This is a genomic window from Streptomyces sp. NPDC028289 (genome assembly GCF_055565975.1).
Genome location: NZ_JBVHTI010000004.1, coordinates 769,861 through 784,196, shown reverse-complemented (window position 1 = coordinate 784,196; position 14,336 = coordinate 769,861). Strand labels below are relative to the sequence as shown.

Here is a 14,336-nt window from a genome sequence, read left to right as displayed (position 1 = left end):
TGGGCCACACAGCTCGACCACACAGCTTGACCCCACACTCGTACGGCCTAACTGCCTGGCACCCCCGCCACCCAGGGGCGTGCCGTCGCCAGACCCGCCAGCAGGCCCGCGCCCGCCGACACCGTCGTGAAGCTCAGCGCGTTGCCGACCGCGGCGATCACGGCCAGGGCGGTCAGTGCAGCGCCGGCGGTGAGGGCAACCGGTGTGGAGCGGGCGGACCGCCACAGGGCGTAGAGGATCCAGCAGAACGCGGTGGCCAGGAGCAGGACGCCGACCAGGCCCTGCTCGGCGGCCAGCTGGAGCGGCGCGGAGTGCGGCCTGCCGTCGGGCCGCAGGGCCTCGGACGCGGTGCCGCTCAGCTCGCCGAAGCGCCCGGGGCCGACGCCCACGGCGGTGTTCCGGTGCGCGAGACGCACCGCGTCCCGCCAGAGCTGGACGCGGTGCTCCGTGAGGGGGCCCTCCAGGGCGGCGGCGAGGCCGGCGGGCAGGACGTCCGCGGCGACCGCCCAGACCGTACCCGTCACCAGCGCGGCCGCCAGTGCCAGCCCGGCGACGGCCGGTCCCCGCCGCCGCGTCCGGCCGGCGGCGAGGGAGCACAGCAGGACGACGGCACTGACCGCGCAGCCGGTCGCCGAACCCACGGCCGCCCCGGCCACCGCGATGCCGGCGGCCAGCATCCGCAGTCCGAACCGCAGCGCCGGAACCGGCGTCGCCCATGCGGCGCAGCACGCGCCGCCCGTCGCGAGTACCAGCAGCGCCGCGACGGCCCCGGCATGGCCGAGCGGCGTCCCGAACGGGGGGCCCGGCGCCAGCCGGGGCATCGCCACCGCGAACGCCAGCCCGGCCAGCGCGCCCGCACACGGCGCGGCCACCGGCAGCAGCGCCCCGGACATCCGGCCGGCGGCATAGCCCGCGGCCACCGCGAGCACCGCCAGCAGCACCCCCTCGGGCCGTCCGTCGCGGCCGGTCGCCGAGATCAGCGGCCACGCGGCGCACGCCCCGAGCACCACGACGCCCACCGCGTCAGAAACGTTTCGTCTGTCGCTGTCCGTGTCCCTGTCGGCAGCGGACGTCATCCCGGTCGATCCCACCGTCGCCCCCCGTACCCCGGTCCCCCGACCTGCGGCGGGCCCCGCCGTCCGCCTCGGCACACCGTAACCGGTGATGTCCGCTTTGTGGACGACTTGGACCGGAACGGTGCGGTTCCTGCATGCCGAGACCGTGCTGTCGACCGCAAGGTCAACCGCCGTACACTCCCCGGGTGACCGTCACCGCAACTTCCTTGGACCAGTCGGACCAGCTCACGCCGCGTCCCGCGCCCCGCGCCCGCGCCCTCCGGCTGCTCCGCCGTCTGGTCCCGGCCGCCGCCTCCGCGCTCAGCGGAGTGCTGCTGTACGTCAGCTTCCCGCCGCGCACCCTGTGGTGGCTGGCCCTGCCCGCCTTCGCCGGATTCGGATGGGTGCTGCGCGGCCGCTCCTGGAAGGCGGCCCTCGGTCTCGGCTATGTCTTCGGGCTCGGCTTCCTGCTGCCCCTGCTGGTGTGGACCGGTGTGGAGGTCGGCGCCGGGCCGTGGCTCGCGCTGGTGGCCATCGAGGCCATCTTCGTCGCGCTGGTCGGCGTGGGTGTGGCCGCCGTCTCCAAACTGCCGGCCTGGCCGGTGTGGGCGGCCGCCATATGGGTCGCGGGCGAGGCGGCACGCGCGCGCGTGCCCTTCCGCGGCTTCCCCTGGGGCAAGATCGCCTTCGGCCAGGCGGACGGTGTCTTCCTGCCGCTGGCCGCGGTGGGCGGCACCCCGGTGCTGGGTTTCGCCGTCGTCCTGTGCGGGTTCGGTCTGTACGAGGTGGGCCGGCTGGCCGTCGAGGGCCGACGCACCCACGAGATCCGGCGCGGGGCGGCGGCCGCGGCCCTGCTGAGCGTGGCCGTGCCCGTGGTGGGCGCGGTCGCGGCGCGGGGGCTGGTGAGCGACAAGGCCGAGGACGGCTCGGTCACCGTCGCGGTCATCCAGGGCAACGTGCCGCGGGCCGGCCTGGACTTCGCGTCGCAGCGGCAGGCCGTGCTCGACTACCACGTCAAGGAGACGCTCAAGCTGGCCGCCGACGTCAAGGCGGGCAAGGCCGCCAAGCCGGACTTCGTGCTCTGGCCGGAGAACTCCTCCGACGTCGATCCGTTCGCCGACGCCGACGCGGCCGCCGTGATCGACCAGGCCTCGAAGGCGATGGGCGTGCCCATCTCGGTCGGCGGGGTAGTCGAGCGGGGCGGCAAGCTCCTCAACGAGCAGATCCTGTGGGACCCGGTCAAGGGCCCGACCGCGACGTACGACAAGCGGCAGATCCAGCCCTTCGGCGAGTACCTTCCGCTGCGCGGCCTGGTCGGTGCGATCAACAAGAACTGGACCAGCATGGTCCGCCAGGACTTCAGCCGCGGTACCAAGCCTGGTGTGTTCGACATCGACGGCACCAAGGTCGGCCTCGCCACCTGCTACGAGGCCGCCTTCGACTGGGACGTGCGGGACACCGTCACGCACGGCGCCGAGATGATCTCCGTGCCGAGCAACAACGCCACCTTCGACCGCAGCGAGATGACCTATCAGCAGCTCGCCATGTCCCGGATCCGCGCGGTCGAGCACAGCCGTACCGTCACCGTGCCGGTGACCAGCGGCGTCAGCGCGGTCATCATGCCGGACGGGAAGATCACCCAGAAGACCGGCATGTTCGTGCCCGCCTACCTGGTGCAGAGGGTGCCGCTGCGCACCTCCGAGACGCCCGCGACCAAGCTGGGCATCCTCCCCGAGATCGCGTTGGTGCTGGTCGCGGCGGGCGGGGTCGGCTGGGCCATCGGGGCCGGGGTGCGCGGCCGGCGCACCGGTGACGCGTAGCCGTACACCCGCTGTACACCCCGTGGCTTCGGCCGGGTGCGGGGAGGCGGGCGGTTAGGGTCGCCTCATGGCTACTCCTGACTTCATCCGCACGATCCGGGCCGCCGCCGGCCACCAGCTCCTCTGGCTGCCCGGGATCACCGCCATCGTCTTCGACGACGAGGGCAGAGTGCTGCTGGGCCGCCGCACCGACACCCGCAAGTGGTCGGTCATCGGCGGCATTCCGGAGCCGGGGGAGCAGCCTGCGGCCTGTGCCGTGCGGGAGGTCTTCGAGGAGACCGCGGTGCGCTGTGTCGCCGAGCGGGTGGTCCTCGTCCAGGCGCTGAACCCCGTCACCTACCCGAACGACGACGTCTGCCAGTACATGGACATCACGTTCCGCTGCCGGGCCGTCGGCGGCGAGGCCCGTGTGAACGACGACGAGTCGCTGGAGGTGGCCTGGTTCGACGTGGATGCCCTGCCGGAGCTGAACGAGTTCGGGGTGTTCCGGATCAAGCAGGCCATGTCGGATGCACCCACATGGTTTGACCCTACGGCTTATAGCTGAAGTATGTGTGCCGACGCTATGTGGGAGTGGGGGGTCGGCACCTAGGGTCGCCCCATGAGCTCGCCCAGCACCCGTACCGCCCCCGCCCTCGACCTGCACGGCCGCACCGCCCTCGTCACCGGCGCCGCCGGGGGCATCGGCCGCGCCTGCGCCCTGCGTCTCGCGGCCGCCGGGGCCCGGGTCAGAGCCGTCGACCGGGACGAGCCCGGACTGGCCGGGCTCGTGGACTCGGCCGGGCGGGCCCTGGGCCCGGCGGGCGGCGGGGCCGTCGAACCGTACGTCCTCGACCTCACCGACCTGGACGCGGCCGAACGCGCCGCCGCCGGTACCGACGTCCTCGTCAACAACGCGGGCCTCCAACTGGTCCGCCCCATCGAGGAGTTCCCGCCGGACGTCTTCCACACCGTACTGACCGTGATGCTGGAGGCGCCGTTCCGGCTCATCAGGGGCGCGCTGCCGCACATGTACGGGCAGGGCTGGGGCCGGATCGTGAACGTGTCCTCCGTCCACGGGCTGCGCGCCTCCGCCTACAAGTCCGCTTATGTGGCAGCCAAACACGGTCTGGAGGGGCTGTCGAAGACGGCCGCTCTGGAGGGCGCGCCCCATGGGGTGACCTCCAACTGTGTGAACCCGGGCTATGTCCGCACCCCGCTGGTCGAGAAGCAGCTCGCCGACCAGGCACGGGCGCACGGCATCCCCGAGGAGCGGGTGCTGTCCGAGGTCCTCCTGACCGACAGCGCCGTCAAGCGGCTCGTCGAACCGGACGAGGTCGCCGAGGCCGTGGCCTACCTCTGCGGCCCCCAGGCGTCCTTCGTCACGGGCACCTCGCTGGTGCTCGACGGGGGCTGGACGGCCCACTGACGGACCGAGTACCCGGCGGCCCGCGAGTTTTCCACAGGCCCGACGGGCCGGAGCGGCGATGCGGAATCCTGTGACCATGTCTCGCAATCACGTGCAGTCCGCCAGGCGGCCGGCTCCGGCCCCCGCGGCCGGTGCCCTCGACCTGGGCGCGGAAGCGCCCGGGGGTGCCGAGCCGGCGTACCTCGAACTGCTGGCCAGGGGCGCCTCGGCGGAGGCGTACGAGCAGCCGGTGCTGCTCGCCCGCGCCGAGAACCGGCCACCGGAGCGGATCGCCGCCCTGGAGCGGGCCAAGCTCCTCGCGCTGCGGGTGCGCAGCGAGCTGGAGGGCAGACGCCGACGCGAGGCCGAGCTGTCCGCCCTGTTCGAGACCGCTCACGACCTGGCAGGACTGCGGGACGTGGACGCCGTGCTCCAGGCCATCGTCCAGCGCGCCCGCTCCCTGCTCGGCACCGACGTCGCCTACCTGAGCCTGAACGACCCGGCGCGCGGCGACACCTACATGCGGGTGACCGAGGGCTCGGTCGCGGCCCGCTTCCAGCAGCTGCGGCTGGGCATGGGGGAGGGGCTCGGCGGACTCGTCGCACAGACCGCGCGGCCGTACGTCACCGACGACTACTTCAAGGACGACCGCTTCCAGCACACGCTCACCATCGACGCCGGAGTGCGCGACGAGGGGCTGGTCGCCATCCTCGGCGTCCCGCTCATGCTGGGACCGCACGTCATCGGGGTGCTGTTCGCGGCGGACCGGCGGGCACGCGTCTTCGAACGGGAGCAGATCGCGCTGCTCGGTTCCTTCGCCGCGCTCGCCGCGGCCGCCATCGACACGGCGAACCTGCTCACCGAGACCCGTTCGGCCATGGCCGGACTGGAGCGGGCCAACGAGATCATCAAGGACCACAGCGCGGTCATCGAACGCGCCTCGGACATCCACGACCGGCTCGCCGAACTCGTGCTGCGCGGCGGCCAGGTCCACGACGTGGCCGCCGCCGTCTCCCAGGTCCTCGGCGGCACGGTCGAGTTCACCGACACCGCCGACGCACGGTCGCTGGAGACGTCGCGCACGGAGGGGCACGCGGTACGGCACGGCAGCGACTGGATCGCCCCGGTCGCCGCGGGCGGCGAACTCCTCGGCGCGCTGGTGCTGCGCGGCCGTGCCGGCCTCGACCCCGTCGACCAGCGCACCCTGGAACGCGCCGCGATGGTCACCTCGCTGCTCCTGCTGGCCCGCCGCTCCGCCGCCGAGGCCGAACAGCGGGTGCGCGGCGAGCTGCTGGACGACCTCCTCGACGCCCGGGTCCGCGAACCGCGCCAGCTGCGGGACCGCGCCGCCCGGTTGCACGCCGACCTCGACGCCACGCACGTCGTGCTCGCAGCCCGCCCGGAAAGCCCGGTGGCGGACGCCGAGGAGGCGGCGGCAGTGCGCCGCCGGCTGTGGTCGGCCGCCTCCCACCTCGCCACCACCCGGCACGGCCTGGCCGCCGCCCGTGACGGCGGCACCGTCCTGCTGCTGCCCCTCGACCCCGGCGACACCGCCGCCGACGTGGCCCGGCGCACTGCCCGGCACCTCGGCACCGCCGTCCACCAGCCGGTGACCGTCGGCGCCTCCGCCCCCGTCGCCGACCTCGCCGCCCGCCCCGACGCCGTGGCGGCCGGCTACGCCGAGGGCCGCCGCTGCCTCGACGCGCTGAACCTCCTCGGCCGGGGCGGTGACGGCGCCGCCGCCGAGGACTTCGGCTTCCTCGGCCTGCTCCTCGCCGGTGAACGGGACGTCGCCGCGTTCGTCACCCGCACCATCGGCCCGGTGGTCGCCTACGACCGGCGGCGCGGCACGGAACTGCTGCGCACCCTCGACGCGTACTTCGCGTGCGGGATGAGCCCGGCCCGCACGAAGGACGAACTCCACGTCCATGTGAACACGGTGGCCCAGCGGCTGGAGCGGGTGGCCCGCCTCCTCGGCGACGGCTGGCAGAGTCCCGCCCGCGCCCTGGAGATCCAACTGGCGCTGCGCCTCCACCGGTTGGGGGCGCCGCCGGAGCGCCGCTGATCCCCCGGGGACGGGGGACCGGCGGCGCGGGCTCAGCGGGCGGGCACGTCTTCGCCGCGCGCCGGTTCGGTCGCGGCGCCGTCGTCGGCCAGGTCACGCCGCCGGGTCTCCTTCGCCACGCCCACCGCGACCAGGGTGAGCACCGACGCCGCGATCACGTACAGGGCGATCGGGGTCGGGCTGTCGTAGTCGGCCAGCAGGGCGGTGGCGACGAGCGGGGCGGGCGCACCCGCGGCGACGGAGGCGAACTGGGCGCCGACGGAGGCCCCGGAGTAGCGCATCCGGGTCGCGAACATCTCGGCGAAGAACGCGGCCTGGGGCGCGTACATGGCGCCGTGCAGCACCAGGCCGACGGTCACCGCCAGTACCAGGTACCCGAACCGCCCGGTGTCGGCGAGCGCGAAGAACGGGAACATCCACAGCCCGATCCCGGCCGCGCCCAGCAGATAGACGGGCCGCCGCCCGACCCGGTCCGACAGCGCGCCCCACGCCGGGATCACGGCGAAGTGCACGGCGGAGCCGATGAGTACGGCGTTCAGCGCGGTCTGCTCGGAGACACCGGCGGAGGTGGTGGCGTAGACGAGGACGAAGGCGGTGATGACGTAGTAGCTGATGTTCTCCGCCATCCGCGCGCCCATCGCGACGAGCACGTCACGCCAGTGGTGCCGCAACACGGCGACGAGCGGCGGCTGTTCGGCCCTCCCGGCGCTCCGCCGGGCCTCGGACCGTGCCAACGCCGCGCGGAAGACGGGCGATTCGTCGACGGAGAGCCGGATCCACAGACCGACGACGACCAGCACACCGGAGAGCAGGAACGGGATCCGCCAGCCCCAGCTCGCGAAGGCGTCGTCCGACAGGACGGCGGTGAGCAGCGACAGCACACCGGTCGCCAGCAGCTGGCCCGCCGGGGCCCCGGTCTGCGGCCACGACGCCCAGAAGCCGCGCCGGCGTGCGTCCCCGTGCTCGGAGACGAGCAGCACGGCGCCGCCCCACTCACCGCCCAGCGCGAACCCCTGGACGAGCCGCAGGAGGGTCAGCAGGACGGGCGCCGCACCGCCGACCGTCGCATGCGTCGGCAGCAGCCCGATCGCGAACGTCGCCCCGCCCATCAGCAGCAGACTCAGCACGAGCAGCCGCTTGCGCCCGAGCCGGTCGCCGTAGTGCCCGAACACCAGGGCACCGAGCGGCCGGGCCGCGAACCCGACGGCATACGTCAGGAACGACAGCAACGTGCCGACGAGCGGGTCGGAGTCCGGGAAGAACAGCTTGTTGAAGACGAGGGCGGCCGCGGAGCCGTAGAGGAAGAAGTCGTACCACTCGATGGTGGTGCCGATGAGGCTGGCGGCGACGATGCGCTTGAGACTGGCGAGGGTGCCGGGCGTCGGTGGAGCGGATGCTGCGGAGGTCATGTGCGCCACTTCCTCGTGTGTGGTGGGGACGGGTACGTGTCGGCACACCGTAGGAAGAGGCAGGTCAGGCGGACATGTGGTGGGACTACATAGTTCGGGGGGGAGTGTGCGTGCGCCCCCTATGCCTCCACTTCGAAGTCCGAGTGAGGAGCGTTGTGCCCATCACGTAGCGTCACGACGGTACTGGGCAGACCTGGGCTTTGTGGGCGGTCTGCCTTTGTTCAGGCGTCGTACGCGTAGAAGCCGCGGCCGTTCTTACGGCCGAGGTGGCCTGCGGCGACCATGCGGCGCAGTAGTGCCGGCGGGGCGTACAGCGGTTCCTTGAACTCCTCGTACATCGACTCGGCGACGGCTTGGGCGGTGTCCAGACCGATGAGGTCGAGCAGGCGTAGCGGGCCCATGGGATGGGCGCAGCCGAGTTCCATGCCTTGGTCGATGTCCTGGGGCCGGGCGCCGCCGGACTCCACCATCCGGACCGCGCTGAGCAGGTAGGGCACGAGGAGGGCGTTGACGACGAAGCCGGAGCGGTCGGGTGCCTGGATGGGCTGCTTGCCGAGTTGCGTGGCCAGGTCGCGGGTGCGCTGCACGGTGTCCGGGCTGGTGGTGAGGGCGGGAACGAGTTCGACCAATTTCTGTACTGGAACGGGGTTGAAGAAGTGCATGCCGATGACCTGGCGGGGCCGCTCGGTGGCGACGGCGAGGTCGACGACGGGGATGGAGGAGGTGTTGGTGGCCAGGATCGCCGCGGGGTCTTCGACCGCCTTGTCGAGGGCGCGCAGGACGTCGGTCTTGATCTCGCGGTTCTCGGCGACGGCCTCGACGACGAACTGACGGTCGGACAGGTCACTGAGGTCGTGGGTGAACGAGAGCCGGGCGAGGGCATGGTGGCGCTGTTCCTCGGTGACCTTGCCGCGCTGCACGCCTCGGTCGAGGGAGGCGGTGACTCGACGGCGGCCTGCCTCGACGGCATCGGGGGTGGCTTCGGCGACACGGACGTCGAGGCCGTTGCGGGCGGCGACTTCGGCGATGCCGGAACCCATGAGGCCGCAGCCGACGACGCCGAGACGGGTGACGGAGTCCATGTGATGTCCTATCCGGTCAGTGGTCGTGGTCAGACGTTGCGGCGGTATTGGCCGCCGACCTCGAAGAACGCGTCGGTGATCTGCTGCAGCGAGCAGACGCGGGCGGCGTCCATGAGGACGGCGAAGACGTTGTCGCCGCCCACCGCCGCGTCCTTGAGGATGGCCAGGGCGGCGTGGGCCGGCTCCTGGTGGCGGGCCTGGAAGTCCTGCACGCGCGCCAGTTGGGACTGCTTCTCCTCCTCGGTGGCGCGGGCGAGTTCGATGACGCCGGGCTCGGCGGTGTCGGCGTGGGGGCTGCGGAAGGTGTTGACGCCGATGATGGGCAGGGTGCCGTCGTGCTTGCGCTGTTCGTAGAGCATCGACTCGTCCTGGATACGGCCGCGTTGGTAGCCGGTCTCCATGGCGCCGAGCACACCGCCGCGCTCGCTGATCCGCTCGAACTCCGCCAGGACGGCCTCCTCGACCAGGTCGGTGAGTTCGTCGATGATGAACGACCCCTGCAGGGGGTTCTCGTTCATGGCCAGGCCCCATTCCCGGTTGATGATGAGCTGGATGGCCAGGGCCCGGCGGACGGAGTCCTCGGTGGGGGTGGTGACGGCCTCGTCGTAGGCGTTGGTGTGCAGGGAGTTGGCGTTGTCGTAGATGGCGATGAGTGCCTGCAGGGTGGTGCGGATGTCGTTGAAGTCCATCTCCTGGGCGTGCAGGGAGCGTCCGGAGGTCTGGACGTGGTATTTCAGCTTCTGGCTGCGTTCGTTCGCGCCGTACTTCTCCTTCATCGCGACGGCCCAGATACGGCGGGCGACGCGGCCGAGGACGGAGTACTCGGGGTCCATGCCGTTGGAGAAGAAGAACGACAGGCTGGGGGCGAAGTCGTCGATGCGCATGCCCCGGGCGAGGTAGGCCTCGACGTAGGTGAAGCCGTTGGCCAGGGTGAAGGCGAGCTGGCTGACGGGGTTCGCGCCGGCCTCGGCGATGTGGTAGCCGGAGATGGACACCGAGTAGAAGTTGCGGACCTTGTGCGCGATGAACCACTCCTGGATGTCGGCCATCATCCGCAAGCTGAACTCGGTGGAGAACAGGCAGGTGTTCTGGCCCTGGTCCTCCTTGAGGATGTCGGCCTGGACGGTGCCGCGCACGTTCGCCAGCGCGTGCGCGCGCAGTCCGGCAGCTTCGTCGGGTGACGGGTCGCGGCCCTCGGCGGCGCGGAAGCGGTCGAGTTGCTGGTCCACGGCGGTGTTGAGGAAGAACGCCAGGATGGTGGGGGCGGGTCCGTTGATCGTCATGGAGACCGAGGTGGTGGGCGCGACCAGGTCGAAGCCGTCGTACAGCGCCTTCATGTCGTCCAGCGTGGCCACCGAGACGCCGGAGGTGCCGACCTTGCCGTAGATGTCGGGGCGTTCGTCCGGGTCGCGGCCGTAGAGGGTGACGGAGTCGAAGGCGGTGGACAGGCGGGTGGCGGGCTGGTCTTCGGAGAGCAGCCTGAAGCGCCGGTTGGTGCGGAACGGGTCGCCCTCGCCGGCGAACATGCGGGCCGGGTCCTCGCCGTCGCGCTTGAAGGGGAAGACGCCGGCGGTGAAGGGGAAGTGTCCGGGCAGGTTCTCCCGTCGCCAGAAGCGCACGAGTTCGCCGTGGTCGGTGAAGCGGGGCAGGGCGACACGGGGGATCCTGTTGCCGGAGAGGGACTCGCGGGTCAGCTTGGTGCGGATCTCCTTGTCCCGCACCTTCACGACCTGCTCGTCGCCGGAGTACGCCTTCACCACGGCGGGCCAGTTCTCGATCTGCTCCGTGATGTCGCGCGGGAGCCGCCTGCGGGCGTCCTTGAGCAGCGACTGCACGTTCGCGGCGTCGGAGCCGGCCTCCACGAGCTCGCCCCTGACCGCGTCCAGGCGTTGCACCCGCCGTGCCGCCTCGGCCAGTCGACCGGTCTCGGTGTGGTAGCCGCGGACGGTGTCGGTGATCTCGGCGAGGTAGCGCACCCGGTCCGCGGGGACGACCTGCCGGATGCCGGAGGAGTGGCGTACCTCGACCGGTGCCAGCGTGCCCTCGCACAGTGGCAGCCCCTTGCCGGCCAGATCGGCCTTGAGGTGCTGGTAGAGCGCGGTGACTCCGTCGTCGTTGAACGTGGCCGCCGAGGTGCCGTACACCGGCATGTCCTCGGGCCGCATCCCGAACGCCTCGCGGTTGCGGACCAGTTGGCGGCCCACGTCGCGCAGCGCGTCCTTGGCACCGCGCCGCTCGAACTTGTTGATCGCCACGACGTCGGCGAAGTCGAGCATGTCGATCTTCTCAAGCTGCGAGGCGGCGCCGAACTCCGGCGTCATCACGTACAGCGAGGTGTCGACGAACGGCACGATCGCCGCGTCGCCCTGTCCGATGCCCGGCGTCTCCACGATCACCAGGTCGAAGCCGGCGGCCTTGACCACGTCGATCACGTCGGACAGGTGCTCGGGCAGCTCGCGGCTGCCGCGGGTGGCCAGGCTGCGGAAGAAGACCCGGCTGCCGTCGAGGGAGTTCATCCGGATCCGGTCACCGAGCAGGGCACCGCCGCCGCGGCGCCGGGTCGGGTCGACCGCGATCACCGCGATCCGCAGCTTGTCCTGCTGGTCGACCCGGAACCTGCGCACCAACTCGTCGGTGAGCGACGACTTCCCCGAACCACCGGTGCCCGTGATGCCGAGCACCGGAACCGACCCGGCGACAGCCGTGGCACGCAGCTGTGCGAGGAACTCGGGGGGCAGTTTGCCGAGTTCCGCACCGGTGATGGCGCGGGCGATCGCGAACCGGTCACCGGCCAGTACGGCGGCCGCGTCGGCCGGCTTGCCGTCCCAGAGGCCGAAGTCGCAGTCCCACACCACCGAGTTGACCATCCCGGCCAGGCCCATTCGCTGGCCGTCCTGCGGGGAGAAGATGGTCACCCCGCTGTTGCGCAGCCGGGCTATCTCGTCGGGCACGATGACACCCCCTCCGCCGCCCACCACGCGGATGTGGTCGGCGCCCTGCGCACGCAGCGACTCGACCAGGTACTCGAAGTACTCGACGTGCCCGCCCTGGTAGGACGAGACGGCCACGCCGTGTGCGTCCTCCTCCAGCGCCGCGTCCACGATCTCCCGCACCGACCGGTTGTGGCCCAGGTGGATCACCTCGGCACCCTGGGACTGGAAGATCCGCCGCATGATGTTGATCGAAGCGTCGTGCCCGTCGAACAGAGCTGAAGCGGTGACCAGGCGAACAGGGTGCACGGGCCGGTGCAGATCGCTCATGAGGGCCTTCCCGGACGGAGCGGGGTACTGCTGACGCGGAAATACTAGGACGTCCTAATAAATTGCCGGAGGTGATCGCCGTCACAGGTCGAGGACCAGGCGCGGCCCGCACGAGCGGGAGACGCAGATGAGCATGGTGTCGCCGGCGGCCCGCTCGTCCTCGGTCAGCAGCGAGTCGCGGTGGTCGGGCTCGCCGTCGAGTACGTCCGTCTCGCAGGTGCCGCACGTGCCTTCACGGCACGAGAAGTCCACCGCGACGCCTGCCTCCTCGACGGTTTGGAGCACCGAGCGGTCCGGTGGCACGGTGAGGGTGAGCCCGGAGCGGGCGAGCACCAGCTCGAAGGCCTCGGTCGGGCCCGCCCCCGTTGTCTGCGCCGGGGCGAACCGCTCGATGCCCAGCGTGCCGGGGGGCCAGCCCGCGCACTGCTCCTGTACCGCTCGCAGCAGGGGTTCGGGACCGCAGGCGTGCACGAGGGTGCCCTCCTCGGGTACGCCGAGATGGGCGGCGAGGTCCAGCAGGCCGTACTCGTCCTGCGGACGGATGAGCACGCGGTCCCCGTGCGGGGCGAGACGGTCGAGGAACGCCATGGAGCTGCGTGTGCGGCCGCCGTACAGCAGAAGCCAGTCGTCTCCCGCGGCCTCGGCGGCCTCGACCATGGGAAGGACGGGCGTGATGCCGACGCCGCCGGCGATGAACAGATGGCGTGCGGCGGGCCGCAACGGGAAGGTGTTCCGCGGTCCGCGGACGCGCACGGTGGTGCCTGCGTGCAGGTTGTCGTGGACGTACGCGGAACCGCCCCGGCCCCGCGGCTCGCGCAGCACGGCGATCTGCCAGGCCGCACGGTCGGCCGGGTGCCCGCACAGGGAGTACTGACGGATCAGGTCGCCGTCGTCGCCGTCCAGGAGAACGTCGATGTGGGCGCCCGGCGTCCAGGAGGGGAGCACACCGCCGTCGGGGCGGCGCAGGGTGAGGGAGACGACGCCGTCGGCGGCGGGGGTGCGGGTCGCCACGGTGAGGGTCGTCCCGGCGGGCAGTTGGTCGTTCATGGTGGGTCAGCTCCGGGGTTCAGGCCTGCGTCGGCACATGAAGCAGCAGCGCGTCGCCCTGGCCGCCGCCCCCGCACAGGGCCGCCGCTCCGCTGCCGCCTCCGCGCCGTCGCAGCTCGGTCGCGAGGGTCAGCACCAGCCGGGCTCCGGTCATGCCGACCGGGTGCCCGAGCGCGATCGCGCCGCCGTTGACGTTCACCTTGTCCAGAGGGATGTCCAGCTCCCGTACGGAAGCCAGGGCCACTGAGGCGAACGCCTCGTTGATCTCGAGCAGGTCCAGATCGGCGCACTTCAGCCGGCCGTCCCGGGACAGGGCGTCGCGGACCGCGCCGGCAGGCTGGACGAGCAGTGAGGGGTCGGGGCCCGCGACCGTGCCGTAGGCGCCGATCCCGGCGAGCGGGGTCAGGCCCTCCCGGCGGGCGCGCTGCGCGCTCATCACGACGACGGCCGCGGCGCCGTCGGACAGCTGTGACGAGTTGCCCGCGGTGATGGTGCCCGCGCCGGAGAAGGCCGGTTTGAGCCGCCCCAGGCTCTCTTCGGTGCTCCCCGGCCGTACGCCCTCGTCGGTGTCGACCACCGTCTCGCCCCGGCGCCCGGTCACGGTGACGGGGGTGATCTCCTTGGACAGCGCACCCGACTCCTGCGCGTGGGCGGCCCGTTGATGGGACAGCGCGCTGTACGCGTCCTGTTCCTCGCGCGTCAGGGCGTACGGCTGCTGGTACCGCTCGGTGGCCGCTCCCATGGAGACGCCGTCGAAGGCGCAGACGAGGGCGTCACGGTCGAGGGTGTCCTCCACCGCGGTCGAGCCGTACCTCCAGCCGGTGCGTGATCCGCGCAGCAGGTGCGGGGCGCCCGACATGGACTCCATGCCACCGGCGACGACCACCTCGTGACGGCCGGAGGCGATCATGAGGTCGGCCAGGGCGATGGCGTGCAGACCGGACAGGCAGAGCTTGTTGACGGTGCTCGCGGGGACGGTGAACGGAATGCCGGCGCGGATGGCGGCCTGCCGTGCCGGGTTGGGGCCGGCCCCGGCCTGCACGACGTGGCCCATCACGACGGCTTCCACGGCTGCCGGGTCCAGGTGCACGGCGGCCAGCGCCGCGCCGATGGCGTGGGCGCCGAGGCCGACCGCGGACACGGTGCTCAGGGTGCCCATCAGCTTGCCGACGGGTGTCCTTGCTCCGGCGACGATGACGGATCCGGGCATG

Annotated in this window: 10 protein-coding genes; 4 read left to right on the top strand and 6 right to left on the bottom strand. The window is 72.1% G+C overall.

Annotated features, from left to right (window positions below):
* Positions 1-47 precede the first annotated feature (47 nt).
* Positions 48-1,076: an O-antigen ligase family protein gene (locus tag ACZ4UV_RS23555; protein ID WP_451022821.1), complete on the bottom strand. Its 1,029-nt coding sequence runs from the start codon at positions 1,074-1,076 to the stop codon at positions 48-50.
* Between the two features lie 185 nt (positions 1,077-1,261).
* Here ACZ4UV_RS23555 and lnt point away from each other — a divergent pair, with 185 nt between their 5' ends.
* The 4 genes from lnt to ACZ4UV_RS23535 all read left to right on the top strand — a co-directional run bounded on the left by lnt (position 1,262) and on the right by ACZ4UV_RS23535 (position 6,327).
* Entirely contained in the window at positions 1,262-2,875 is a 1,614-nt protein-coding gene (lnt, locus tag ACZ4UV_RS23550) for an apolipoprotein N-acyltransferase (RefSeq protein ID WP_451022822.1), read from the top strand.
* 67 nt (positions 2,876-2,942) lie between these two features.
* Positions 2,943-3,422 carry an NUDIX hydrolase gene (locus tag ACZ4UV_RS23545; RefSeq protein WP_390039621.1) on the top strand — a complete coding sequence of 160 codons (480 nt, stop codon included), beginning with the start codon at positions 2,943-2,945 and terminating at the stop codon, positions 3,420-3,422.
* 54 nt (positions 3,423-3,476) lie between these two features.
* Positions 3,477-4,283 (top strand): 3-hydroxybutyrate dehydrogenase, encoded by an 807-nt coding sequence (locus tag ACZ4UV_RS23540; protein WP_467840390.1) that lies wholly within the window; start codon positions 3,477-3,479, stop codon positions 4,281-4,283.
* Between the two features lie 76 nt (positions 4,284-4,359).
* The gene (locus tag ACZ4UV_RS23535; RefSeq protein WP_451019065.1) at positions 4,360-6,327 is read left to right on the top strand and encodes a helix-turn-helix domain-containing protein; all 1,968 of its coding nucleotides are present in this window, start codon (positions 4,360-4,362) and stop codon (positions 6,325-6,327) included.
* Between the two features lie 32 nt (positions 6,328-6,359).
* On the opposite strand, the gene ACZ4UV_RS23530 is transcribed toward ACZ4UV_RS23535, so the two are convergent.
* From ACZ4UV_RS23530 to ACZ4UV_RS23510, 5 genes are all read right to left on the bottom strand, one after another.
* Positions 6,360-7,736 (bottom strand): MFS transporter, encoded by a 1,377-nt coding sequence (locus tag ACZ4UV_RS23530; RefSeq protein WP_467840387.1) that lies wholly within the window; start codon positions 7,734-7,736, stop codon positions 6,360-6,362.
* 221 nt (positions 7,737-7,957) lie between these two features.
* Positions 7,958-8,818: a 3-hydroxybutyryl-CoA dehydrogenase gene (locus ACZ4UV_RS23525; RefSeq protein ID WP_451019063.1), complete on the bottom strand. Its 861-nt coding sequence runs from the start codon at positions 8,816-8,818 to the stop codon at positions 7,958-7,960.
* Between the two features lie 29 nt (positions 8,819-8,847).
* A complete protein-coding gene (gene icmF / locus ACZ4UV_RS23520; RefSeq protein WP_467840384.1) occupies positions 8,848-12,078 on the bottom strand; it encodes a fused isobutyryl-CoA mutase/GTPase IcmF in 3,231 nt (1,076 codons plus the stop codon).
* A gap of 81 nt (positions 12,079-12,159) precedes the next feature.
* Positions 12,160-13,125 (bottom strand): PDR/VanB family oxidoreductase, encoded by a 966-nt coding sequence (locus ACZ4UV_RS23515; RefSeq protein WP_351488053.1) that lies wholly within the window; start codon positions 13,123-13,125, stop codon positions 12,160-12,162.
* Positions 13,126-13,144: 19 nt separating this feature from the next.
* The gene (locus tag ACZ4UV_RS23510; RefSeq protein ID WP_467840380.1) at positions 13,145-14,335 is read right to left on the bottom strand and encodes an acetyl-CoA C-acyltransferase; all 1,191 of its coding nucleotides are present in this window, start codon (positions 14,333-14,335) and stop codon (positions 13,145-13,147) included.
* Position 14,336 lies beyond the last annotated feature (1 nt).

What these genes read in the sequence shown, in the direction of transcription:
- ACZ4UV_RS23555 (WP_451022821.1), bottom strand. Translation starts at nt 1,076, where the DNA reads ATGACGTCCGCTGCCGACAGGGACACGGACAGCGACAGACGAAACGTT.
- ACZ4UV_RS23545 (WP_390039621.1), top strand. Translation starts at nt 2,943, where the DNA reads ATGGCTACTCCTGACTTCATCCGCACGATCCGGGCCGCCGCCGGCCAC.
- ACZ4UV_RS23540 (WP_467840390.1), top strand. Translation starts at nt 3,477, where the DNA reads ATGAGCTCGCCCAGCACCCGTACCGCCCCCGCCCTCGACCTGCACGGC.
- ACZ4UV_RS23535 (WP_451019065.1), top strand. Translation starts at nt 4,360, where the DNA reads ATGTCTCGCAATCACGTGCAGTCCGCCAGGCGGCCGGCTCCGGCCCCC.
- ACZ4UV_RS23530 (WP_467840387.1), bottom strand. Translation starts at nt 7,736, where the DNA reads ATGACCTCCGCAGCATCCGCTCCACCGACGCCCGGCACCCTCGCCAGT.
- ACZ4UV_RS23525 (WP_451019063.1), bottom strand. Translation starts at nt 8,818, where the DNA reads ATGGACTCCGTCACCCGTCTCGGCGTCGTCGGCTGCGGCCTCATGGGT.
- icmF (WP_467840384.1), bottom strand. Translation starts at nt 12,078, where the DNA reads ATGAGCGATCTGCACCGGCCCGTGCACCCTGTTCGCCTGGTCACCGCT.
- ACZ4UV_RS23515 (WP_351488053.1), bottom strand. Translation starts at nt 13,125, where the DNA reads ATGAACGACCAACTGCCCGCCGGGACGACCCTCACCGTGGCGACCCGC.
- ACZ4UV_RS23510 (WP_467840380.1), bottom strand. Translation starts at nt 14,335, where the DNA reads ATGCCCGGATCCGTCATCGTCGCCGGAGCAAGGACACCCGTCGGCAAG.